This window comes from Leucobacter aridicollis (assembly GCF_013409595.1).
Taxonomy (GTDB): Bacteria; Actinomycetota; Actinomycetes; order Actinomycetales; family Microbacteriaceae; genus Leucobacter; species Leucobacter aridicollis.
The window spans coordinates 3,550,048-3,573,416 of record NZ_JACCBD010000001.1; the positions used below are offsets into that span (position 1 = coordinate 3,550,048).

Here is a 23,369-nt window from a genome sequence, read left to right on the forward strand (position 1 = left end):
TCTACTCCGCGCGGCTGAAGACTGCGAGTGACTCGAAGTGGTGCGTGTGCGGGAAGATGTCGAACGCGCGCAGCTCGAGCAGATCGTAGCCCGAGTCGAGCAGCGACTTCGTGTCGCGGGAGAGCGCGACGGGATCGCAGGCGACGTAAACGATGTTTGCGGGTGCGAGCTCTGCGATCTGCGCGGTGACGTCGCCGCCGGCGCCCGAGCGTGGCGGGTCGAGCACGATGGTGCCACGGCGGAGGCGGTCGCGTACCGGCGCCGCCGCGTCGAGGAGCTCGGCGAGGTACCTGTCGACGCGCGCGGTCAGGGCGCGGGCGCCAACGATCTCGGAGAGGTTCTCCGCGGCGTTATCGGTCGCGTCGGGATCAGACTCGACGGACGTGATCTTCAGGCCCGGTCCGGCTGCCTCGGCGACCGCCGCGGCCAGCAGCCCGGCGCCACCGTAGAGATCGAGGTTGCCGGCCGCCGGGTCGAACTGCCCGGCCTCGATGAGATCGGAGATCGCGTCGTGCACGGCGCCAAAGAGCATCGCCGGTGCTTCGCGGTGCACCTGCCAGAAGCCGCCCGCGCGGACGATGAAACCGCGATCCTCAACGAGTTCGGCGACGAGGTCCTTCTCGCCGCGGCGCTCCTTCTGGCCAAGCTCGGTGATGAGCATGCGCGGATCGTCGTTTGCGGGGTCGATGAGGTCGATCGTCTGCAGGCCCTGCATCGCTTCGGCGAGCGGGGCGATCTGGTTGACCCCGTCCGTCGCGAGCGGCAGCGAGGACACTGGAACGACCGTGCGGCTGCGCGCAGCGTAGGGGCCGACAGCGCCGGTCTCGGGATCGACGTGCAGGCGGACGCGCGTGCGGTATCCGAGGCCGTTCGCCTCGTCGTCGCCGTCGGCGGCCTCGACGAGCTCGGCGAGGGTCTCTTGGAAGTCCTCGCCCTCCTCGCCCGCGAGCTCGATGTCCCCAAAGCGCGCCATCGAGTCGACGAGCACCTCGGCCTTGAGCACGCGCTGGCGCGCGAGGTCGATATGGCCAAACTCGGCGCCCCCGGCCCGCTCGGCAGGGTCCCGCTCGAGCGAGGCCTCGTCCCAGACGTGCTCGCGGCGATCCTCAGACGCGTCGAGCACCCGTGTGACCGCGGCGCGGGCGAACGACTTCTTCTTCTGGTCGGTGACGCGCGCGAGCACACGCTCCCCGGGGATCGCGTCGGCGACGAACACCACGCGCCCGTCGTGGCGAGCGACGCTCACGCCGCCGTGGGCAATTCCGGTGATTTCGAGCTCGATCTCGGAGCCGATTTCGAGGGGCGTGCTTTCGCGCTGTTCTGACATAGGTCCTATTCTCCCACGCAAGTTCAGTGGTCGCGCCTGGCAACGAAAAAGGGGCCAGGTAGCGAACTACCTGGCCCCCGATCGACGGGAAACCTAGCCCTGCAGCGAGGACGCGTCCGCGATCTCATCCTTCGCGGGGGCCTCGACCTTCACGGGCTCGCCCCACTTCGTGTACTCCTGAGTGCCGGTGCCCATGCCGCCGACGTTCGGCATGACGATGCGGCGGGGCAGGTCGTCGGGGCCGACGAACATGTCGTAGACCATCGACTCGCCGATGGTGGAGACGAGGGTGTCGATGTCGACGCCCTCCTGCGGCTGCGCCTCGAACATCTTGCGCGTGTCGAGCGTGAGCGTCAGCTGCGTGGTCTTTACGCCATCGATCTCAGGGCCCTCGGGATCCGCCGTGAAGTCGGTGAGCGCGTCGCCGAAGCCCTCGACCTGCGACCCCGGGTTGACCTGGTCGAGGATCGCGCCGATGTCGCCGGCGCCGCCGGGCATCGTCGAGAGGTCGAGGAACTTGCCGCCCGACAGCTCTCCCATGTTCATGTACATCTTGCCGTCGACGACGCGGATGTCGCCGTCCATGCCGCCCGAGTTCATCTTCATCTGCATCTGGACCTTCTTCGGGTCCTTGTCGATGACGACGTCAGCCTCGACGGCGCCCTCGACGGAATCGCCCATCTGCATCGTCATGTGCACCGAACCGGCCGCAAACTGGGCGTCCGCGATGCGTTGCGCGAAGTCATCCTGCGTAAGCGGGGTGCCCTTCGCAGCCGGCTCCTGGGTGGTGGTCGAGCCGCCGTCGGCCGGGGCCGAAGGGGAGCTGCACCCGGTGAGCGCGAGCCCGCCAGCGAGCAGAACGGACGTGATGAGTGTGGCCTTGCGTGAAAGCTTCATGCTCTAACGGTAACCCCAGCAGCCGACATTTCGCGATTCATCAGCGTGAATTGCGTATGTATTGCATAGGCTGGCGGGTATGCGTTTGATCCTCGCCTCGACCTCCCCCGCTCGCCTGTCGGTGCTCCGAGGCGCCGGAATTGAGCCCGCGTGCTTCGCGCCGGAAGTGGACGAGGACGCGGAGGTACGCGAGCGGGAAGCCGAGCTCGGCCGGGCGCTCACGGCGCCTGAACTCACCGAGTACCTCGGGCGGCTGAAGGCCGAAGACGTTACCAGACGGTATGCGGAGGAGATCGCCGCCCTCGGTGGCGGCCTGGTGCTCGGCGGCGACTCGATGTTCCTCCTCGGTGACGAGGTGCTCGGCAAGCCACACGTGCCCGAGGTTGCGCTTGAGCGCTCGAAGCAGCACCGCGGCCACACCGGGATCCTGCACTCCGGTCACTGGCTCATCGACTGCACCGGCGGCCCGGCCGACGGTGACGCAGCACGGCTCCCGCTGGCAGACTTTGACGGGGCGCCCGCCGTCGGCAGCGTCGATACGGCGACAGTCACCCTCGCTGCCGACGTCACGGACACGGAACTCGCACGCTACGTTGCGACCGGCGAGCCACTCAAGCTCGCGGGCGGATTCGCGATCGACGGCCTCGCTGGCGCGTTCATCGAGAAGATCGAAGGAGCGCCCAGCTGCGTCATGGGCCTCTCGCTCCCGGCGCTTCGGCGTCTCGTGCTCGACCTCGGCCACGATTACACGGCCTTGTGGAGCGGCGGCTCACCGCTGGCCTGACACGCTGCGCCCCTCCTGCCAAGCACTCCAACCCGGTGCCCGGGTTACTGCACTTTCTCGTAGCCCTACTGCAGCGGCGATTCGCGGACTGACGGCGTCATACGCTGACCGAACAGTGCGTCTGCGATCGTCCCCGCGTTCCCCGGTGATTCAGTCTCTGGCGCCTGAATCGCCCCGGCCGACGTGAGTCGTGGGCGCGACAGCACGCCGGCGGCAGCGCCAGGAAGGGTACACGCAGCATGAATTCAACGAGCAGGCCGAGGAGAGCGCTCGCGCTTTTGGGCGTTGCGGCGATCGCAGCGGGCGCGCTCGGCGTTGGCACGGCACCCGCGATGGCGGCACCCGGCGACGGCGGCACGGGCAGCATCACCGTGCACAAGCACGAATACACCGGGACCGTTCTCGGCCCCAACGACGGCACCGAACTCGACCTGTCGGGGCAGACCGTGAACGGACTCGTTGCCGGATTCACCGTCTGCGCTATCAACGGAATCGACCTGTCGAAGTCGGCCGACTGGAAGCGCGTCAACGCATTGGTCGCCACCGGTGGGATCGGGCCTGGCGCGCGTCCAGCGGTCACCGAGGGCGGGACGCCGCTCACGCTGAGCTGCGGAATCGAGAAGCCGACGCGAGCTGGCGACGGAGTCGCGAAATTTGACGGTCTCTCAGCGGATCGCGCATACGTTGTGTACGAAAGCACTCCGCCGGCGAACGCGCTGCAGACGGCGCAGCCAACGATCGTCACCGTGCCGCTTCCGAGCCCCAACAAAGAAGAGTGGAACTACCACCCACATATCTACCCCAAGAATTCGATCGTCGGCAGCGGCGCGACGAAGGGCGGGGCGCTGGTGACGGGGAAGGTCTCCTACGGCATCACCGTGCCCATCAAGCCCCTGCCGGACGGCGAGCAGTACTGGGAAGTGCGGATCGACGATCAGCTCTCCGAGCACCTTGTCTACGACTCCGTGGCGACAGCGAGGCTGACGGGGGCTGACGGGAAGGCAGTCTCGCTCGTCGTTGGCGTTGACTACACCGTGACCCCGGCATCGAACGTCGCAAAGACGAAGGTCGAGCTGGTGCTGCTCGCGCCCGGGCTCGCGAAGTACAACGCGAACATCGGCGGCAAGCTGGTGCTCTCGTTCCGCACGGGTATGAAAGCCGGTGGATCGACCGCGAACCGCGCACTTATCACCCTCAACGGCGTCTCGTCGCTGGGAAGCGGAGCCCGCTCTTCCCGGGCCGCGAATCTCGGGGGTCCGATCGAGATCGAGAACCCCGAGTACCCGTTCACGAACCAGCACTATCGGGCGAAGGACAGTAAGACCGGTGACCCGATCGCCGGCGTCGGCTTCACGACCTACCTGCACCCGATACTGGACGGCACCTCGTGCCCCGCAGACCCCGAGGAGCTACGCGAGATCTCGCCCTCCTGGTGGGAGCTGGCCCAGCCATGGATTGAGTTTGACGACTTCTTTGTCGTGAGCTCGCCCGACACCGTCACCACCGATGCAGCAGGCTTCGCCCACATTATCAAGTGGAACCAGGGGACCGTCGGCTCCGCTACCTACTGCGCGTACGTCGACGTGGTGCCTGATGGCTACAGGGCACCCGCGGCCCCGACCCTGTTCAAGGTGACGCATGACGATATGGAGATTCCGGTACTTCTTGAGCGGTCTGAGATCAAGCCCGGCGAGCTCCCAGCCCTCCCGGTGACCGGCGCAGCGGGCACCGCTGGGCTGATTGGCGGCGGCGCTGTGCTGCTGCTCGCCGCTGGCGTGCTCGCGCTTCGGCGGGGGCGTGTCGCTCAGCAGTAGCACGCGGGCCCTCCGCGAGGGGCGGTCTCACCTTCGGGTGAGGCCGCCCCTCGCGCATTGTGGCCCGCTACGCGCGATCCCGCGCGAGCAGGGCGACGGTGAGCGCCGCGATCGTCTCCCCGTCGGAGAGGTCGACGCCGAGGAGTTCCTCGATGAGGGCGATCCGCTGGTAGAACACCGAGCGTGAGAGCCTGGCGCGTTGCGCCGCGAGTGAGCGGTTTGCTGGGTGTGCCAGGTAGGCGGCGAGCACCCGCACGAGGTCGCCCGGGTGCCCTGCCCCGGCGGCAGCGTCGTGCTCGACGAGGGGGCCGAGCGCTACCGCGGCGAACTCTTCGAGCTCGGGCACCCCGGCGAGGCCGCGAACGAGGTAGGCGAGCGGTCTCGCCTCAGCGAGCTGCACAGTGACACGGCCGGCGGCGCCCCCGCCGGGACGGACGCGCGCGGCCCCAACCGGCACTGCGCCGGCGACAGCAACGCGCTCGAGCGAGGCGATGAGGGCGCGGGGACGGGAGGCGCCAACGCCGATGCTGAGGTGCGCGTGCCAGCCTGCCGGCGTCGTCTCAGGCAGCATCATCGCGAGCTCGTGTGCGAGGCGCTCCGCGAGCGGGTGAGCGGCGGGCGCGAGTGCTGCGCTCGCACGCGGATCCTGCGGCGGGAACGACAGCAGCGCGAGCAGCGTGCGCGGCCCGGCGACGCCCGCCGGCGCGGGGGCGAGGAGCACCCGTCCGTCGGGCGCGACGGCGCGCCTGAGCGCGGTCGACAGGATCGCCGCCTCCAGCGACTCGTGCGCGCCGAAGTCACCGAACCCGGCGAGCGTCGCCCCGAGGAGCGCCCGCCCGTCGATGGGGAGGCCGCCCGCGGCAAGCTGCGCGGCGAGCTCGCGCTCGCCCGAGAACCGGCCAGACAACGCCGCGTCGAAGAGACGCTTCGAGCCGAGGTCGAGCCAGGTCTCACCCTCGGCGTCGGCGAGCCGCGCGAGCGCGAGCGCGAACGCCCCGAGCTCGAGCACGGTCTCACGCCCCGCCGGGTGCGCTGGACCGTCGAGCGCCGTGAGCCACCCCCAGCGGTTGCCCTGTGCCTCGACGGGGACGCGGGTGGCAGCCGCAGGGAGCGGCGGCCCGGCGGCGGCGCCCGCCTGTGCGCTGGCCCAGTGATCGAGCACCGCGGCGTCCGACCCCGACCAGGCGACGACTCGATGGCCGGCGTCCTCGAGCACGACCGGAGCTCCGAGGGTCGCCGCGATCCTGTCCACCACGTAGTCCACGGGGCTCCTGTTGAGCCCGAGCTCGGTGAGCATCGCGTGCACCTCGGCTCGCGCCTCGAGCGCCTCGTTCTGCGCAGCGAGGACACGCTGGTGCACGCGCTGCGTGATCTGCACGAAGCGGACAACGCGGTGCAGCACGATGAGGGGGATGCCGCGCTCGCCGCAGGCTGCCACGAGTGGGGCGGGGGCTTCGGTGAACCGCGACCCGAGCTCGAAGACGATCGCAGCCGGATCGGCGTCGACGAGGGCAGTCACCAGCGCGCTCAAGGCCGCGGTGGGTGCTGCCGCGGGGTCCGGCCATCCGGCGCCCGTGGTGAGGACGAGCTCGCCGCCGTCGAGCAGCGCGGGTGCGTCGCTGCCTGCGACGACGTGCGCCCAGCGCACCCCGCGATCGAGGCCAACCTCACCGGTCACGAGCTCCGGCGCTCCCGCGGTGAGCTCGGCGAGTCCGAGGACGTCACGGACAGATGGCAAGGGGCGGGCGAGGGCGGTCACATACAAAGTGTACGAAACTTTGCCGAATTGCCGATACTTTGCCGGGTGCTCGCGAGATAGTTCGCTGAAAGACTGGGATGCATGCGGGCATTGCGGCCCGAACACATTGCTCGAACACGAGCGATACTCGAGAGGAACACAGAAATGGCGCACATTCCCCACGTCATCGGCGGCGAGAAGGTCGAAGCTGCTGAGCGGACCCAGCCGATCTTCAACCCGGCAACCGGCGAGCAGCAGCACGAGCTCGGCATCGCCTCGGTGGCGACCGTCGAGCAGGCCATCGCAGCGGCTCAGGCTGCGCTTCCCATGTGGCGCAAGACGAGCCTCACGAAGCGCGCCGACGTGTTCTTCAACCTCCGTCAGCTGCTCAAGCAGCGCACCCCCGAGCTCGCGGCAATCGTCACGAGCGAGCACGGCAAGGTCCTCTCGGACGCCGCCGGCGAGATCGCTCGCGGGCTCGAGAATGTCGAGTTCGCCTCGGGGCTCCTGCACCTACTGAAGGGTGAGCGCGACGAGCAGGTGTCCACCGGTGTCGACGTGCACTCGGTGAAGCAGCCGGTCGGCGTTGTTGCCGCGATCACCCCCTTCAACTTCCCCGTCATGGTGCCGCTGTGGATGATCGCGTCCGCGATCGCCTGCGGCAACACCGTCGTGCTGAAGCCGTCGGAGCGCGACCCCTCCGCCTCGGTCTTCATCGCCGACCTGTTCCGCGAGGCCGGCCTGCCCGACGGCGTGCTCAACGTCGTGCACGGCGACAAGGTTGCCGTCGACACGCTGCTCGACAGCCCCTCGGTCAAGGCCATCAGCTTCGTCGGCTCGACCCCGATCGCGAAGTACATCTACGAGCGCGCCGCGGCGAACGGCAAGCGCGTTCAGGCGCTCGGTGGCGCGAAGAACCACATGATCGTGATGCCCGACGCTGACCTCGACATGTCGGCCGACGCGGCCGTCTCGGCGGCCTACGGTTCGGCTGGCGAGCGCTGCATGGCGGTCTCGGTCGTCGTCGCAGTTGGCGGCGTCGGTGACGAGCTCGTCCAGAAGATCGCTGACCGCATGAAGGATCTGAAGATCGGCGACGGCACCGATCCCGCGTCCGAGATGGGCCCGCTCATCACGCAGGAGGCGAAGGATCGCGTCGAGTCGTACGTTGCCGGCGCCGCGGCCGAGGGCGGCGTTGTTGTCGTCGACGGCCGCGAGTCGAAGTTCGAGGGCGGCGGGTTCTTCACCGGTGTCTCGCTCATCGACCACGTGAAGACCGACTCGAAGGTCTACCGCGACGAGATCTTCGGGCCCGTGCTCGCGGTCGTCCGGGTCGACACCTACGAAGAGGGCCTCCTGCTCATCAACGACCACCAGTTCGGCAACGGCACCGCGATCTTCACCCGCGACGGTGGCCTCGCACGCCAGTTCGAGTTCGAGGTCGAGGCTGGCATGGTCGGCATCAACGTGCCGATCCCCGTTCCGGTCGGCTCGTTCTCGTTCGGCGGCTGGAAGGACTCGCTGTTCGGCGACTCGCACATCTACGGCCCGGAGTCGGTGCACTTCTACACCCGCTCGAAGGTCGTCACGACCCGCTGGCCGAACCCGGACCAGTCGAAGGTCGACCTCGGCTTCCCGAGCAACAGCTAAGCGACCGCAGGGTTAGGAGAGACAGACATGGCTGACTACATCGACCTCGACGGCGCCGAGCAGGCGTTCGGCGACACCGACGCACAGCGCGCCGTGCGCGAGAACGACCGCAACTTCGTCTTCCACTCGTGGTCGGCGCAGGGGCAGATCAACCCGCTTCCCGTCGCCAAGGGCGAGGGCGTGCGGTTCTGGGACTACGACGGCACCGAGTACCTCGATTTCTCGTCGCAGCTCGTGAACCTGAACCTCGGGCACCAGCACCCGGGCCTCGTGCGGGCCATCCAGGAGCAGGCTGGCCGCATGGCTACGATCCAGCCCGCGATGGCGAACGACGTGCGCGGCGAGCTCGCGAAGCGGATCGTCGAGAAGTCGTTCGACGGCGCTCGCTCGGTGTTCTTCACGAACGGCGGCGCCGAGGCGAACGAGTACGCGGTGCGCATGGCGCGCCACCACACCGGCCGCCAGAAGGTGCTCGCACGCTTCCGCTCGTACCACGGTTCGACCGCGACGGCGATCACCCTCACGGGTGAGGCCCGCCGCTGGCCGAACGGTACCCCCGACGCGGGCGTCGTGCACTTCTTCGGCCCGTACCAGTACCGCTCTGAGTTCTACTCGGAGAGCCCGGAGCAGGAGGCGGAGCGCGCGCTCACGCACCTCGAGCACACGATCCAGCTCGAGGGCCCGAACACGATCGCCGCGATCATTCTCGAGACCGTGACCGGGACCAACGGCATCTTCGTGCCGCCGCCCGGCTACCTCACCGGCGTCCGCGAGCTCTGCGATCGCTACGGCATCGTACTCATTTGCGACGAGGTCATGGCCGGCTTCGGCCGCACCGGCGAGTGGTTCGCGTACCAGGCCTTCGACGTGAAGCCCGACCTCGTGACGTTTGCGAAGGGCGTGAACTCGGGCTACGTGCCGCTCGGTGGTGTCGTGATCTCCGATGAGATCCACGACACCTTCGTCGACAAGGCGTTCCCCGGTGGGCTCACCTACAGCGGGCACCCGCTCGCGTGCGCCGCAGGCGTTGCGACGTTCGACATCTTCGAGGAGGAGGGGATTATCGAGCGCGTTCGCGACCTCGCATCGCGCGTCATCGAGCCCCGCCTGCGCGAGATCACGGCGAAGCACAAGTCGGTCGGCGAGTACCGCGGCACCGGCATGTTCTGGGCGCTCGAGCTCGTCGTCGATCGCGACAGCCGCGAGCCGCTCGCGGGCGACGCGTACAACGCGGTCATCGCCGCGTGCAAGAACGCTGGCCTGTGGCCGTTCGCTGCAGGCAATCGCCTGCAGATCGCGCCGCCGCTCGTCATCAGCGAAGACGATCTCGTGAAGGGTCTCGAGATCATCGATGCTGCGCTCGACGTGGCGGATAGCTACTACACCGGCAACTAACGCTGGAGTTCAGAGGGGCCTGGTTTTCAGAAACCAGGCCCCTCGTGTTTTGCCCCTGTTCCTTTCCGGGCGGGCGGGTCACAATGGAACAGTTCCTCCAAAGGCGGGGGAAAGGGTTTTGAGGAAGGATCCGTGCATATGAGCGCGCTCGAAGACATTCAGAAATACGCCCCCGGTGCGAGCCCCGCAGTGGTCGCTGAGATGGAGCGGGCGTACGCGCTCGCACTGCAGGACCCCGACGCCCGGCTGGTCTCATATAGCGACCCGGCCGAGCTCGCGCTGGTGCGCGAGAACTTCGTGAAGGGCAAGCTCGGCGTGACCCAGTCCGACGCAGCCATCGACGAGGCAATTGCGACCGTCGGCGATCAGATTCCCGGCCACAAGCAGCGGCTCACCGTCTACTACCTGCTCGCCGCGCACTACGGCAAGCTCAGCGTCTTCGGGGGCTAGCGGAGGGCGGCGCGCCGCAGCGCGGCGCGAGGCGGGAGTAGGCTGGAGCTGACCGGCCACCCACGGAGGATCGCCCATGCTCGACGCACTGACAGGCTTTGTCGTCGTCGGGTTTGCGATCTTCATCGGCTGGGTGCTCGGGAAGACGGGTGTCCTCGACGTGGCCTCCCGGGCGGTGCTCGCGAAGCTTGTCTACTGGGTGCTCTCGCCCGCGCTCCTCTTCGTCGTGCTCTCGAAGGCCGACGTGGACGCGCTGTTCTCCTCGCTGCTCCCAGTCTCGGCGATTGCGGCAGTCGCCGTGATCCTGATCTATGCGGTCGCCGCCCGGCTCGTGTGGCGCCGGCCCGCGAGCGAGGCACTGATTGGGGCGCTGTCGGCCGGGCAGGTGAACGCGAACAACATCGGCATTCCGCTCTCGCTGTACATTCTGGGGAGCGCCGCCTACCCCGCGCCCGTCGTGCTGTTCCAGCTGCTCGTGCTGACGCCTGTCTCGCTGTCGATCCTGGAGGCCTCGGCGGGCGGCCGGTTCAGGCTGGGCGCGGTCGCACGCGCGCTGGTGAGCCCGATCATTGTCGGCTCGGCGCTCGGGGTGCTCGTCTCGGTGCTCGGCGTCGACCTGCCCGAGGTGGTGTTCGCGCCGATCGAGCTCATCGCGAATGCGTGTGTGCCGGTGCTGCTCATCAGCTACGGAGTCTCGCTTCACGGGCAGCGGGTGCTCGGTGCGGGCGGGCAGCGCGGCGAGGTCATCCTCGCGAGCGCGCTGAAGCTGCTCGTCATGCCGGCGCTCGCGTGGTTCGTCGCCGCCATCGTGTTCGGGCTCGGGTCGCAGGAAACGCTCGTCGTCGTGGTGCTGGCCGCGCTGCCGACGGCTCAGAACGTCTTCAACTATGCGCAGCGGTTTGGCGTCGGCGAGAACGTGGCGCGAGACACCGTATTCATTACGACGCTCGGCTGCATTCCCATCCTCGTGCTTGCGACAGTGTTGCTCGGGTAGTCGGGCGCCGCTACGGTGTCGCGCCGGTGGCGACCGGGAGCTCGGGGGTGTTCGACCACTGCGACCACGATCCCGGGAACAGTACGCCCTCGCCCCCGGCGAGCGCGAACGCGAAGAGCGCGTGGCTCGCGGTGATGCCGGACCCGCACGAGAACCCGACGGGGGATCCTGGCTCCGCAGCTCGGCCGAACTTCGCGCGCAGCGCGTCGCTGGAAAGGAACCTGCCGTCTTCGGTCACGTTCTCTGCGGTGGGGAGGTTCAGCGCGCCGGGAATGTGGCCCGCCACGGGGTCCATCGGTTCGACGTCACCCCGGTACCGCTCGGGGGCGCGCACGTCGACGAGCGTGTGCTCGCGCGCAAACCGCTCGACCTCCTCGAGGGCGAGCGTCGGCAGGTGCCCCGGGGTCAGGATCACGGTGCCCGGCGCAGGGGTCGGCTCCGCGGTCTCGAGCTCAAATCCGGCCGCGACCCACGCTGGCAGGGCGCCGTCGAGGAGGCGCACGCGCTCGAAGCCCGCGTCGCGTAGCAGCCACCACAGTCGCGCAGAGGCGAGGTTGCCGCCACCGTCGTACGCAACCACCGAATCCTCCGGGTGAAGGCCCCAGCGGCGGGCCGAGTGGGTTAGCGCCTCGCCGCCGGGCAGCGGATGCCGGCCGAGCGTCGCGGCGCCGTGCGCGGAGAGTTCGGATTCGAGGTCCACGTACATCGCACCGGGGATGTGGCCGGTGAGATAGTCGCTGTGACCGGAGGGCTGGGCAAGCGTCCACCGCACGTCGAGGATGCGCGTGCGCGGTCCCTCCCCGGGGCCCGCCTCTGATGCGAGGAGGTCGTGGAGCTCTGCCGGGGTGATGAGAAGGTCGGACCGTCGTGCTCCATCGGTGGGATCGCTCATGGGGCGATCGTACGCGATGACGGTTGGGTCGCGCTCAGGGAGCGGTGCCCGAAATGCATAGCAGTACTATGTAAAATCTGTATACTCGTACCGTGACCGAACCGCAGACCCACCAGCCGACGCCCGAACACGGGGCGCTCGCGCTCGATCTCGTCCGCTCCGCTGCGCGCTTCACGCGCTCGTCCAGCAGGATCCCGGGCGTCACCTACTCGTCGATTGCCTGGCGCGTCCTCGCCGACCTCGAGCGGGATGGCGCGTCGCGGATCACCGAGCTCGCGCAGACGCAGCGCGTCACCCAGCCCACCATGACCACGCTCGTGCAGCGGCTCGAGGGCGAAGGATGGGTCGTGCGTGCGCCCGATGCGCGCGACGGGCGCGCAACCCTCGTCAGCGTCACGGACGCGGGCGTGAGCGCGCTCGCCGCCTACCGGGAGGGCGCAGCGGCGCTCGTTACCCCGGTGCTGACGCGCCTCAGCGACGCCGACCGCGCGGTCCTCGCGCGGGCTGCCGAGCTGATGCTCCACATCGCCGACGAGGTGTAGCCCACCGTGCGGACGGCGTGACGGCCCCGCGGGCCCACCCCCAACACCCACAGACACCCGACCACACAGCCAAAGGAATCCTTACGAATACCACCGAGCCCCGACCCTCGCTCTTCCGGCAGCCAACGGCCGTCTGGGCGATCGCCTTCGCCTGCGCCATCTCCTTCATGGGGATCGGCCTCGTCGATCCAATCCTCCCCAAGATCAGTGCCGCGCTCGACGCCACCCCGAGCGAGACCATGCTGCTCTTCACGAGCTACCTGTTTGTCACCGGCATCGCGATGTTCTTCACGAGCTGGGTCTCAGGGCGGATCGGCGTGAAGTGGACGCTCATCGCAGGGCTCACGCTCATTGTCGTGTTCGCTGGACTCGCTGGCCTCGCAGGATCGGTCGATGCGATCATCGGGTTCCGGGCAGGATGGGGCCTCGGCAACGCGCTCTTCCTCTCGACCGCGCTCGCCGCAATTGTCGGAGCAGCGTCGGGCGGATCGCGTCAGGCGATCGTGCTGTATGAGGCCGCGCTCGGCATCGGCATGGCGATCGGCCCGCTCGTCGGCGGTGCGCTGGGCGAGATCTCGTGGCGTGGGCCGTTCTTTGGTACGGCGATCCTGATGGCGATCGCGCTCGTCGCGATCCTCGTACTGCTGCGATTCCCCAAGCAGAGCGCGGCCGAGCGGGCGGCTGCGCGGGCGGCGGCGCCCTCGGTGACCGCGAGCTTCCGCGCGCTCCGCCACCCGGCGCTGCTCGCACTGTCACTCGTCGCCGTCTGCTATAACTTCGGCTTCTTCACGCTGCTCGCATACAGCCCCTATCCCGTCGAGGCCGCAGCGCAGGCGGCAGGGATGGAGTTCGGGGCGCACGAACTCGGACTCGTGTTCTTTGGCTGGGGTCTTGCGCTCGCTCTGACCTCCGTGGTCGTCGCGCCCGTGCTCACGCGCAGGCTCGGCCTTCGCCCCGTGCTGTTTGCGACGCTCGCGCTGTTCGCGGTCTGCCTTGGTCTGCTGGGCGTGTTCGTTGCGTCCCTGCCAGCACTGGTCTCGCTCGTGATCGTCAGCGGGCTGTTGCTCGGCGTGATGAATACCGCGCTGACGGAGGCAGTGATGGAAGCGACGGATCTGCCGCGGAGCGTCGCCTCGTCAACCTACTCGGGCGTGCGCTTCATCGGCGGCGCGATCGCCCCGGCGATCGCGGGGCCGGTTGCCGCGGCGCTCGGCGTACCCGTCCCGTACTGGATGGGCGCTGCCGCGGTCGTCGTTGCGATCCTCGTGCTCGCGCTGATGGGGAAGCACCTTGCACACATCGGGGCCGAGCGCGGCGCGAACGAGCCACAGCCTGAGCTTGCCGAGGCGCAGGCGATCGGCGCTGGTGACGCGAGCTAGCGGTGTCGCGGCGCTCGGCGGGACGCGCCGGTCGTCCCGCGGGCGTCGGCCCGGCATGAGTTAGGGAGCGGCCTGCGTGTTCGCTGACGCGTGGTCTTCGAGGGTCTGCCCCAGCCGGGCAGCGAGCACATACACGCGGTCATCGAGCTTCTCCAGGCGCGCGTCGACGGCGTCGAGACGAATCTCGAGCCCGTCGAACCGCGTCGCGAATCTGGCATCAAGTGCGTCGATCCTGCCGGTGAGCTTGACGTCGAGTGCGTCGGTCCCGATGGTGCGCTTCGTGTCAAGCGTGGTGATTCGTGCAGTGAGTGTGTCGTCGAGCGCGCTGGTTCGTAAGGTGAACTCTTCGTCGAGGGCATCAATTCTGCTGGTGAGTTTGGCGTCGAGTGCGTCGATCCTGCCGGTGAGTGTCGCGTCGAGCACCTCGATCCTGCCGGTGAGCTTGGCATCGAGTGCGTCGATCTGGCCTGTGAGTTTCACGTCGAGCCCGTCGACCATGCCGGTGAGCTTCACCTCGAGCCCGTCGAACATGCCGGTGAGCTTCACGTCGAGCGCGTCGATCTGGCCCGTGAGCTTTACGTAGAGCGTGACCATCTGGCTCGTCAGCTTCGCGTCGAGGCCTGCTATGGCCCCGTCAAGCCGCGACCCGATCCGCCGTTCCAGGCGGCGGAAGCCTTGCGCCATGAGCCCGCCGAGGGTCGCGGCGGCGAGGGCGATGCCGAGCAGGCTTGCGAGCGCGTCGAGATACTGCACGAATACCCTCCTCTTGCCGCGACCAGGTTGCGTTTACGCTACGCCTGTTGCGGTGAGAATGGGCAAGAATAGGCCACATCTGTGGAAAACTCCCCACCCGGACCGGGGTGGTCACGGGTGGGGAGAACGCTGCGGGTCCGCGTCGCGGCTGCAGCTCGCGATGCCGCGGGTGCTCGGCGCGGCCGGCGGAGTCAGGCCCGTTAGCGCCCGCCAGCCGCCAGCCGCATGAGATCGGAGTCGAGGTTGATGCCGAGCTCTGTCCCGCCAGCGCTGCCGTATGAGTGCTGGTACGCCTCCCAGCCCTCACCGCGCGCATTCTCACGGAACCCACCCGCGACGAGCGCCATAAGTTCGGTCGCCGCGCGGTCGACGCGCTTGCCGAACTCGCTGCTGTTCCAGTCCTCGGGCGAGCTGACGAGCGAGGTCGGGGCCGTGACGGTGCGCAGGTAGGAGAAGAATCCGCGGAGCTGATCGTCGACGACGAGCGAGTGGCGGGGGCTGCCCGCGGTCGCCGCCAGCAGCACGGGCGTGCCGATGAGCAGGTCGTTGTCGAGCACCTGGAAGAACGAGGTGAACAGCCCGCTCGCCGCTGCCTTGTATACCGGAGTTGCGGCGATGATCGCGTCGGCGTCGCGCAGAATCTCGCTGGCTCGCTCAAGCTCTGCCGAGACGAGCTGCGTCGTGAGCGCAGCGGTGATGTCGCCCGCGAGCGGTCGGAGGTCGATGACGCGAGCCTCCATCGCGATGCCGCGTCGCTCTGCTTCAGCGAGCGTCTTGGTGGTTGCCCTGTCGGCGAGGAGCCGGGTGGTCGAGGGGTCGCTTGTGCCAGCGTTAACGATGACGAGCTGCTTGGTGTCTGCCATGATGTTGCTTTCTTGCGTTCTGAAGTCGAAAACCGGTATATGACGCTCGCGGCTAGGTCGAGCGCGACGCGATGAGTTTCTGAGTGAGGCGCTGGAGCTCGCGGAGCTCGTCGGGGGAGAGCGCGCGCATGGCCTGGCCGATGTCGCGCCCGTGGGCGCGCCCAACCTCGCGTTGCACCCGCGCGCCCTCTTCGCTGATCTCGATGAGCTTCGCCCGCCCGTCCTCGGGGTCCGGCTTGCGCACGACGAGCCCGCGAGTTGCGAGGCGATCCACCATCCGTGACAGGGCGGGCTGGCTGAGCAGCACCTCTTCCTGAAGGTCACACAGGCGCATCGCCTCGCCGCGCTTGACGAGCGTGTACAGCACGTCGTACTCGCGCATGCTTGCCTCGCCCCAGATGGGCTTGGCGCTGAAGTCGCTTGAGAGGCGCGCGTGCGCGGTCATGAGCGACTCCCAGGCCTCGTTGGCGAGCCGGATATCGGTTCGATGACTGCTCACGGTCGTGGTCCTCTCTGGGGTGGCAAGCGTGTGGGGCGGGGTCTACAGGCCGAAGGCAGAGCCGGCCTTTGCCGGGCTGTCCTGGTAGGGCGAGCCGCCGGTGACGTTGTCGCCGCGGTTCGGGTTCGGGCGGGGTTCGCGGGGCTCAGCATCACCGTACTTGGCCTTGACGAGATCCGCATGTGACGGAGCCTCGGGAACCTCGGGGTCGCGGAGCTTCGCGAGCTCGGCGCGCAGCACCGGCAGCACCTCCGAGCCGAGCAGATCGAGCTGCTTGAGCACGGTGTCGGTCGGGAGGCCGGCGTGGTCGACGAGGAACATCTGGCGCTGGTAGTCGCCGAACATCTCGCGGAAGGACAGTGTCTTGTCGATGATCTCCTGCGGGCTACCGACGCTCAGCGGCGTCTGGTGCATGAAGTCCTCGAGCGACGGGCCGTGGCCGTAGACGGGCGCCTCGTTGAAGTACGGACGGAAGTCGCGGAGCGCGTCTTGCGAGTTCTTCGCGACGTATGCCTGGCCACCGAGGCCGACGATCGCCTGCTTCGCCTTGCCGTGTCCGTAGTGCTCGTAGCGCTGACGGTAGAAGTTCACGAGGCGGAGCGAGTGCGCGGACGGTGCGAAGATGTGGTTCGAGAAGAAGCCGTCGCCGTGGAACGCGGCCTGCTCGGCAATCTCCGGGGTCCGGATCGAACCGTGCCAAACGAAGGGCGGGACGTCATGCAGCGGCCGGGGGGTCGAGGTGAAGCCCTGCAGCGGCGTGCGGAAGTTGCCCTCGTAGTCGACGACGTCTTCGCGCCAGAGGCGGTGCAGCAGGTTGTAGTTCTCGAGTGCAAGCGGCAGCGCGGAGCGGATGTCCTTGCCGAACCACGGGTACACGGGTGCGGTGTTGCCGCGGCCGAGCATGAGGTCCATGCGGCCGTCGGCGAGGTGCTGCAGCATCGCGTACTCCTCGGCGATGCGCACGGGGTCGTTCGTGGTGATGAGCGTCGTGCTCGTGGAGAGCTTCAGCGTCTTGGTCTGCGCCGCGAGGTAGGCGAGGAATGTCGTGGGGCTTGACGAGAAGAACGGCGGGTTATGGTGCTCGCCGACCGCGAAGACGTCGAATCCGACCTCCTCCGCGTGCGTCGCGATTGTCGCGAGGCCCTTGATGCGTGCGGCCTCGCTCGGGGTGTCTCCCGTGACTGGGTCGCGGGTGACGTCAGAGACGGAAAAGATCCCGAATTCCATGGTGTGCTCCTGGGTGTTGGTGCGGTGTCGTGCGCGAGCGCGGTGTCCGGGAGGGCCCCGTTTCGCTCATTTATATGCGCTTGCATGTAAATGTAACGAGGAAACCTGGGAACTATTCCCGTCGCCAGAAATTCGTTCTCAGGAGCCCGCAACGGGCGGGAATCTGTGCGGATGTCGGGGCGCTAGAACACCATCGGGCGGTCGTAATCGTCCTCGAAGGTGCCGCCGAGCAGGCTCGGATCGATGTCTGCAACGACGGGAACATGGTCGCTCGGGGCGTCGCCCCGGCGCTCGTCGCGGTGAATACTCGCGCCGGTCACGGTGTCGGCGAACGCCTGCGAGCCCATGATGAAGTCGATGCGCATTCCCTCGTTCTTCGGGAAGCGGCCGGCCTTGTAGTCCCAGAACGTGAAGCCCTCGGGCACGATCGGACGGACGACGTCGCTCACGAACGGCGCGAACGACTCAAACGCGGCGCGCTCAGCGGGCGAGACGTGCGTCGAGCGGCCCTGCACGAAGCTCGGGTCGCCCATGTCGGCGTCGAGCGGGGCGATATTCCAGTCGCCCATGAGTGCGAGCGGGAGATCAGGATCCTCGTCGAGCCACGCCTCGGTGTTGCTTCGAAGCGCGGCGAGCCACTCGAGCTTGTACTCGAGGTGCGGATCGTCGAGCGAGCGGCCGTTGGGCACGTAGAGGCTCCAGAGCCGCAGATCACCCACCGTGACGCCGAGCGCGCGGGCCTCGAGCGGCAGGCCGTTCGGCCCGGTGCCCTGGACGCCCTCCTGCCCCTTGATCGGCTTGCCGAAGCCGGGCATGCCGTCGAAGCCGTGCGCGACGTCGGTCATCTCGTGGCGGCTCGCAAACGCGACGCCGTTCCACTGGTTCAGGCCGTTGATCTCGAGGTGGTAGCCCGCCTGTTCGAACGCCTCGACGGGGAACTGGTCGGGGCGGCACTTGATCTCCTGCATGGCGAGGACATCGATATCCTCGCGCTGGAGCCAGTCGACGACCCTGCCGAATCGAGTGCGGATCGAGTTCACGTTCCAGGTAGCGATGCGCATGGGTCAAGCCTAGCTGGGTTGTGCCTGGCTGGCGGGTGAGGGGTGCTGCGGTGCGCGCCGTGCCGCCGCGAGTGCTTCGGCATCTGCCCGCAGCGTGGCTCGGCGGGTCTCGGGGGTGGTGTCGCCGGTGAGGATCGTGTCGGCCACACGGGACAGGGTCCACCACCCGACGACGAGCGTCACGATGGAGAGGAGGAGCTGCTCGGCCTGCGCGAGGTCGGAGGTGGGGAGAGCCGCCTCGAGCCCGGCGGCGAGGTCGTGGCAGCTCAGCGCGCGGCAGTCGAGGGCCACGGCCTCGGTGAGTTCAAGGCTCTCCCAGGCGAGCAGTCGCGCGAGCCCTGGGCGCGCTTCAAGCCTGTCGAAGAGTGCGAGCGCGTAGTCCCCGACCGCCCCCGGCCCGGATCCCGCGACCGGGAGGCCGTCGAGCAGGTTGGTGAGCTGGTCGTCGAGGACCGCCGCGAAGAACCCGCTCTTCGAGCCGAAGTAGGAGTACACGCGCTCCTTGTTCACGCCTGACTCGCGCCCGATCGCATCCATCGTCGTCCCTGCGAAGCCGTGTCGCGCGAAGAGGGTCGCGCCGGCATCGAGGAGTTGTCGGCGTGTCTGCTCGGTGTCCCAGGCCATGCCTCCAGCGTACCCCAACTCCAAACGAGCGTTTGCAATTTCTCCACGATCCCCATAGTGTCATCTCCAAACGATCGTTTGGAGAATGTCATGTTGCCTCACCCACACACCGCACCCCTCGTCACTCTGGTCGCGGTGCTCCCGCCCGCCGCAGTTACCGCCCCGGGCGCGCACGTCGCAGGTGCCGAGTGAGGGCGCTCGTGCTTGGCGGCACCGGGGCCGTCGGTGCAGCCGTGGCGGGCGCGCTTGAAGCGCGGGGACACGAGGCGGTGCGTGGCAGCCGCCGGGCGTCCGCCGTTCCAGGCGGGGTGCAGCTCGACCTGACGAGCGCGGCCGGGCGCGAGCGGATGCGGGAAGTCGCCGGCGACTGCGACGTCGTGATCGACGCCTCGGGCCGTGAGGATCCGGCGCTCGCGCGCGACCTCACGGGGGTGCCCACCGTCGACACGTCAGCCAACACTGCCTACCTCGCCGAGCTGCGCGCGGCGGCGGGGGCCGCGACGCTCGTGCTTGGAGCAGGGATCGCGCCGGGAGCGAGCACCATTCTCGCCTCGGCGACCGAGCCGCGGCCTGGTGACGACATCGACATCTCGGTGCTGCTCGGCACAGGCGAGGTGCACGGGCCAGCGGCCGTCGAATGGACGGCGGCGCTCGCCGGGACTGAGGTGTATCGGGCCCCGGAGGGCGCGCCGGTGCTGAACTACCGCGAGCGGCGCCGGATCCTGATCGACGGCAGACCGCGAACGCACCTGCGCACCGACTTTCCCGACCACCTACTGCTCGACGGCACTGGCGCGCGCATCCGCAGCTATCTCACGCTCGGAAGCCCGGTCGCGACCGCGGGCCTCGCACTCGTCGGCGCGGTGCCAGCGCTGCGCGGGATCCTCGCCGCCGCACCGCACTGGGGCGACGACAGGTGGCGCGTGGCCGCGACAAACAGGCGCACCGGAGTCACGCTCGCGGCCTCAGGTTCCGGCCAGTCGCGCGCAACGGGTGAGCTCGCCGCGCTCGCCGCAATCCGAGCGGCCGAGCGCTCCCACCTTGGTCCGGTCACGATGGCGGATCTGTTCGGCCTCGAGATGTTCGACGAGGCGGCGAGCGTTACCGCTCGGAACTGAACGGAGCCGCCTCCGCGGACGCGGTGTCGCCCTGCAGCCTGAGCGCGCGCAGGGCGACGACGAGCTCTGCCGATTCGGCCGGATGCGTCAGCCGCCGACCGGTGAGCTCCGTGATGCGCTGCATGCGGTAGAGCACGGTATTGCGGTGGCAATGGAGCAGGCGTGCGGCGTCGGCGGTCGAGCCGCCCGCAGCAACCCACGCCTCGAGGGTCGCGAGGAGCGGGCGGGCTCCGGCCTCGCCGAGCGCGAGCACGCCGCCGAGCACGGACGCGGTGAGCTGCTGCGCGACATCCGGCCCCGCCGAGATTGCGAGCTCAAGGGGCAGGTCGCCGTAGCGGCTCAGCTCGCGCGAATCCGGCGCCAGGCACCGCATCGCGCGCCGGGCCTCGACCGCCCCGAGTGGCGCCTCGGCGAGCCGCTCGAATGGGCGGCTCGCGCCTGTGCGCGTGACCGCGTGTGCGGCAATTTCGTCGAGGGCCGCCTCGAGCCCCTCGCGGGTGCGCGCGCCAACGATGCCGGTGTGCATCCCCGCGTCGAACGTCCAGACGGCCGTCGCGCCGCGGGTTGTGATCCCCGCATCGGGCGTGGCGTCGTATCCCGAACCGCCGAGCGCGGCGACGAGCACCGTGTACCAGCCGGGCGTCGGGAGCCCGAGGAGCTGCTCCGAGTCGGCCGGGTGCGCGGTCCCGGAGAGGAGGGCGAGCAGGTGCAGCCGGCTCGACTGGCCGCTCCGGCGTTCCTTTGCGTCGACGACCTCGCGGTACGCGTCCACTGCGAGCATCGAGTACCTGTCGAGGATCTGCCAGAGCTCCGAGACGGCGCCGAACACGGCGTCGGTGTCGTTCGTGCCCGCAGTCACCTCACGGATGTCGCTGAGCACCGCGAGCCCAGCCAGCCGGTAGGCGTGGAGCAGGCTCGCCATGGAGATGCCGTTCTCCGCTTTGGCGCGCCCCGCCCACTGCGCGGGCGCCGCGGACTCTGGGCCGCCGCACAACTCCGCGAGTAGTGCGGTGACGTTCGCCTCGACGATCTCGTAGAGCTCCGCGCCGACGCGGTGCTCGCGGTACACCGCCTCGTTCGCCACGATCTCCTCGACAACACGCGCGACGAGGCGTTCACGTCTCGCGGAAATCTGCAGCAGGAACCACGGCGGCGCGGGGCGCGCTGACGCCTGGCTGTGCGCGGACTCCGTTGTGACCATGTGGCGAGTCTAGCCACGCTGACCAGCGAAATTGTGAGACTGCACAGTACGAGGCATGAATTGTTGAGCGCTCGCATCTGGCAGGGCGGTCACCGGCGCGCCAGACTGTGCCTGTACACAGGTCAGGCCGGAATGCGCCTCGGCTCCAGCTCGGCCAGTGGGCGCCCACCGTCAGCGACGCTCAACACGCCATTCAAAGGAGAAGCCGTATGTTCCAGAGCCACCACCCCGACGTCGAGATTCCGAACCTCAGCATCTTTGACTACCTGTTCGGGAGCCTGAAACCCGAGGAGCTCGACCGGATCGCGCTTATCAACCCCGCGACTGGCGCAGAAACCACGTACGGCACGTTGCGCGACCAGATCGAGGCGGTCGCTGGGGCGCTCGCGGCGCAGGGCGTCGGGCCCGGATCTGTCGTGGGCCTGCTCAGCCCCAACATTCCGGAGTTCGCGACGGTCTTCCACGGGGCGCTGCGCGCCGGCGCGACGGTGACGACCCTCAACGCGCTCTACACCCCCGCCGAGATCGAGAAGCAGCTTCTCGACGCGAAGGCGACCTGGCTGTTCACGGTCTCCCCGCTCCTCCCGCAGGCTCAGGCTGGTGCCGAGGCTGCAGGGATCCCCACCGACCGCCTCGTCGTACTCGACGGCGCCGAGGGCCACCCGAACCTCCGCGACCTGCTGACCGCGGGCGAGCCTGCCCCCGACCTGACGATAGACCCGCAGACAACGGTCGCCGTGTTGCCGTACTCGTCGGGGACGACTGGCATCCCGAAGGGTGTCATGCTCACGCATCGCAACCTCGTCGCGAACGTCGAGCAGAGCCGCCACGTGATGGACTTGAACGGGGATGATCGGGTACTCGCGGTGCTTCCCTTCTTCCACATCTACGGCATGACGGTGCTGCTGAACATCGCGCTCTTCACGCGCGCCTCGCTCGTCACGATGCCGAAGTTCGACCTCGTCCAGTTCCTCGAGAACATCCAGCGGTTCGAGTGCACATACGTCTTCGTCGCCCCACCGATCATGGTCGCGCTCGCGAAGCACCCCATCGTCGATAAGTACGACATCTCCAGCGTGCGCACCCTCTTTTCGGGCGCCGCGCCGCTCGACGGCGCGACCGCCGAGCGGGCCGCCGCCCGCCTTGGGACGAAGGTCTTGCAGGGCTACGGCATGAGCGAGCTCAGCCCCGTCTCGCACCTCATCCCCGCGGAGCGCACCGACATTCCGCGCTCCTCGATCGGCCTGTCGATCCCGAACGTGGTGTGCAAGCTCGTCGACACCGAGACCGGGGAGGAGCTCACCGAGTACGGCGAGGACGGGCTCACGAAGCCCGGCGAGCTGTGGGTCAAGGGTCCGAACGTGATGGTGGGCTACCTCGGCAAGCCAGAAGCGACCGCCGAGTCGATCACCGAGGACGGATTCCTGCGGACCGGCGACATCGCCGTGCGCTCGAAAGACGACTGGTACGCGATCGTCGACCGCGCGAAGGAGCTCATCAAATACAAGGGCTACCAGGTCGCACCGGCAGAACTTGAGGCGCTCCTGCTCACGCACCCGGAGATCGCGGATGCCGCGGTCATCGGTGTCACCGTCGAAGACGGCGAGGAGGTGCCCAAGGCGTTTGTCGTGCGGGCCGAGGGGAGTGCGCTCGCGGAGTCAGACGTAATGGAGTTCGTCACCGAGCGCGTCGCGCCATACAAGAAGGTGCGACGTGTCGAGTTCATCGATACCGTGCCGAAGTCGAGCGCTGGAAAGATCCTGCGCAAGGACCTGCGTGAGCGCGAGCGGAGTCTCGCGGGCTAGCGCCAGCGGCTGGCCGGTGGGTGGCGGCCGGCGGGTGGCGCGCACGCGTGTCGCCCACCGGCCGCGATTTGGCCCTACTCCGCGTCGCCCGGCCGGGCCGCGGCCATTCGCTTCGCGAATGCGATGAGGCCCGGTAGCTCGTCCTCGCCAACGAGCGGGCCGAACACGCGCTCGAGGTCCGCGAAGTGCATGGCGCGCGCGCTCGAGATGAGCTCAGCCCCCACCGGAGTGAGCGACACCTCGACCGCTCTCCCGTCGGCCTCGGTTCTGCTGCGCTGCACGTAGCCCAGCTGCACGAGGCGGTCGACAAGGTGAGACGCCGAGCCGCTGCTGTAGAGCAGATGGCGGGACAGCCG

At 68.6% G+C, this 23,369-nt stretch carries 22 protein-coding genes; 10 read left to right on the plus strand and 12 right to left on the minus strand.

From position 1 onward, the window contains the following. Position 1: 1 nt before the first annotated feature. Complete coding sequence (locus BJ960_RS16305) at positions 2-1,327, minus strand: class I SAM-dependent RNA methyltransferase (protein ID WP_185988047.1); 1,326 nt, start codon at positions 1,325-1,327, stop codon at positions 2-4. Positions 1,328-1,420: 93 nt separating this feature from the next. Further along, complete coding sequence (locus BJ960_RS16310; RefSeq protein WP_185988048.1) at positions 1,421-2,224, minus strand: SCO4651 family lipoprotein; 804 nt, start codon at positions 2,222-2,224, stop codon at positions 1,421-1,423. 79 nt (positions 2,225-2,303) lie between these two features. Here BJ960_RS16310 and BJ960_RS16315 point away from each other — a divergent pair, with 79 nt between their 5' ends. After that, positions 2,304-3,008: a Maf family protein gene (locus tag BJ960_RS16315; RefSeq protein ID WP_185988049.1), complete on the plus strand. Its 705-nt coding sequence runs from the start codon at positions 2,304-2,306 to the stop codon at positions 3,006-3,008. Positions 3,009-3,247: 239 nt separating this feature from the next. Then, entirely contained in the window at positions 3,248-4,822 is a 1,575-nt protein-coding gene (locus BJ960_RS16320; RefSeq protein ID WP_185988050.1) for a SpaH/EbpB family LPXTG-anchored major pilin, read from the plus strand. A gap of 67 nt (positions 4,823-4,889) precedes the next feature. Here BJ960_RS16320 and BJ960_RS16325 read toward each other — a convergent pair whose 3' ends face one another. After that, on the minus strand, positions 4,890-6,581 hold the full coding sequence (locus BJ960_RS16325) for a PucR family transcriptional regulator (RefSeq protein WP_185988051.1): 1,692 nt from the start codon (positions 6,579-6,581) through the stop codon (positions 4,890-4,892). 144 nt (positions 6,582-6,725) lie between these two features. Here BJ960_RS16325 and BJ960_RS16330 point away from each other — a divergent pair, with 144 nt between their 5' ends. The 4 genes from BJ960_RS16330 to BJ960_RS16345 all read left to right on the plus strand — a co-directional run bounded on the left by BJ960_RS16330 (position 6,726) and on the right by BJ960_RS16345 (position 11,049). Then, the gene (locus BJ960_RS16330; protein WP_185988052.1) at positions 6,726-8,210 is read left to right on the plus strand and encodes a CoA-acylating methylmalonate-semialdehyde dehydrogenase; all 1,485 of its coding nucleotides are present in this window, start codon (positions 6,726-6,728) and stop codon (positions 8,208-8,210) included. Positions 8,211-8,237: 27 nt separating this feature from the next. Then, positions 8,238-9,605, plus strand: coding sequence for an aspartate aminotransferase family protein (locus BJ960_RS16335; RefSeq protein ID WP_185988053.1), 1,368 nt, complete (start codon positions 8,238-8,240; stop codon positions 9,603-9,605). A gap of 138 nt (positions 9,606-9,743) precedes the next feature. Continuing rightward, positions 9,744-10,055: a DUF2853 family protein gene (locus BJ960_RS16340; RefSeq protein ID WP_185988054.1), complete on the plus strand. Its 312-nt coding sequence runs from the start codon at positions 9,744-9,746 to the stop codon at positions 10,053-10,055. Between the two features lie 76 nt (positions 10,056-10,131). Continuing rightward, the gene (locus BJ960_RS16345; protein WP_185988055.1) at positions 10,132-11,049 is read left to right on the plus strand and encodes an AEC family transporter; all 918 of its coding nucleotides are present in this window, start codon (positions 10,132-10,134) and stop codon (positions 11,047-11,049) included. Between the two features lie 10 nt (positions 11,050-11,059). Here the strand turns inward: BJ960_RS16345 and BJ960_RS16350 are convergent, their stop codons facing one another. Next, positions 11,060-11,941: a sulfurtransferase gene (locus BJ960_RS16350; protein ID WP_185988056.1), complete on the minus strand. Its 882-nt coding sequence runs from the start codon at positions 11,939-11,941 to the stop codon at positions 11,060-11,062. A 92-nt stretch (positions 11,942-12,033) separates the two neighbouring features. Between BJ960_RS16350 and BJ960_RS16355 the strand changes: the two genes are divergently transcribed. Both BJ960_RS16355 and BJ960_RS16360 read left to right on the plus strand, forming a co-directional pair. After that, positions 12,034-12,483: a MarR family winged helix-turn-helix transcriptional regulator gene (locus BJ960_RS16355; protein WP_185988057.1), complete on the plus strand. Its 450-nt coding sequence runs from the start codon at positions 12,034-12,036 to the stop codon at positions 12,481-12,483. Positions 12,484-12,560: 77 nt separating this feature from the next. Continuing rightward, entirely contained in the window at positions 12,561-13,862 is a 1,302-nt protein-coding gene (locus tag BJ960_RS16360) for an MFS transporter (protein WP_185988349.1), read from the plus strand. Between the two features lie 60 nt (positions 13,863-13,922). Here the strand turns inward: BJ960_RS16360 and BJ960_RS16365 are convergent, their stop codons facing one another. The 6 genes from BJ960_RS16365 to BJ960_RS16390 form a co-directional block, all read right to left on the minus strand. Beyond that, positions 13,923-14,615 (minus strand): apolipoprotein A1/A4/E family protein, encoded by a 693-nt coding sequence (locus BJ960_RS16365; protein WP_185988058.1) that lies wholly within the window; start codon positions 14,613-14,615, stop codon positions 13,923-13,925. Between the two features lie 200 nt (positions 14,616-14,815). After that, positions 14,816-15,478 carry a CE1759 family FMN reductase gene (locus BJ960_RS16370; protein WP_185988059.1) on the minus strand — a complete coding sequence of 221 codons (663 nt, stop codon included), beginning with the start codon at positions 15,476-15,478 and terminating at the stop codon, positions 14,816-14,818. A 52-nt stretch (positions 15,479-15,530) separates the two neighbouring features. After that, complete coding sequence (locus tag BJ960_RS16375; RefSeq protein ID WP_307814723.1) at positions 15,531-15,977, minus strand: MarR family winged helix-turn-helix transcriptional regulator; 447 nt, start codon at positions 15,975-15,977, stop codon at positions 15,531-15,533. Between the two features lie 42 nt (positions 15,978-16,019). Next, a complete protein-coding gene (locus tag BJ960_RS16380) occupies positions 16,020-17,204 on the minus strand; it encodes a CE1758 family FMN-dependent luciferase-like monooxygenase (protein WP_185988060.1) in 1,185 nt (394 codons plus the stop codon). A gap of 182 nt (positions 17,205-17,386) precedes the next feature. Next, positions 17,387-18,265, minus strand: coding sequence for an exodeoxyribonuclease III (locus tag BJ960_RS16385; protein ID WP_185988061.1), 879 nt, complete (start codon positions 18,263-18,265; stop codon positions 17,387-17,389). 9 nt (positions 18,266-18,274) lie between these two features. Beyond that, complete coding sequence (locus tag BJ960_RS16390; protein WP_185988062.1) at positions 18,275-18,889, minus strand: TetR/AcrR family transcriptional regulator; 615 nt, start codon at positions 18,887-18,889, stop codon at positions 18,275-18,277. 188 nt (positions 18,890-19,077) lie between these two features. Between BJ960_RS16390 and BJ960_RS16395 the strand changes: the two genes are divergently transcribed. After that, the gene (locus BJ960_RS16395) at positions 19,078-20,007 is read left to right on the plus strand and encodes an NAD-dependent epimerase/dehydratase family protein (RefSeq protein WP_185988063.1); all 930 of its coding nucleotides are present in this window, start codon (positions 19,078-19,080) and stop codon (positions 20,005-20,007) included. Here the strand turns inward: BJ960_RS16395 and BJ960_RS16400 are convergent. Then, on the minus strand, positions 19,991-21,208 hold the full coding sequence (locus BJ960_RS16400) for a PucR family transcriptional regulator (RefSeq protein ID WP_185988064.1): 1,218 nt from the start codon (positions 21,206-21,208) through the stop codon (positions 19,991-19,993). The two genes, BJ960_RS16395 and BJ960_RS16400, sit on opposite strands and share 17 nt — an antisense overlap. A 209-nt stretch (positions 21,209-21,417) precedes the next feature. Here BJ960_RS16400 and BJ960_RS16405 point away from each other — a divergent pair, with 209 nt between their 5' ends. Continuing rightward, the gene (locus tag BJ960_RS16405; protein ID WP_185988065.1) at positions 21,418-23,013 is read left to right on the plus strand and encodes an AMP-binding protein; all 1,596 of its coding nucleotides are present in this window, start codon (positions 21,418-21,420) and stop codon (positions 23,011-23,013) included. A 74-nt stretch (positions 23,014-23,087) separates the two neighbouring features. Here BJ960_RS16405 and BJ960_RS16410 read toward each other — a convergent pair. Further along, a partial coding sequence (locus tag BJ960_RS16410) for a MarR family winged helix-turn-helix transcriptional regulator (protein WP_185988066.1) occupies positions 23,088-23,369 on the minus strand: 282 nt, incomplete at its 5' end.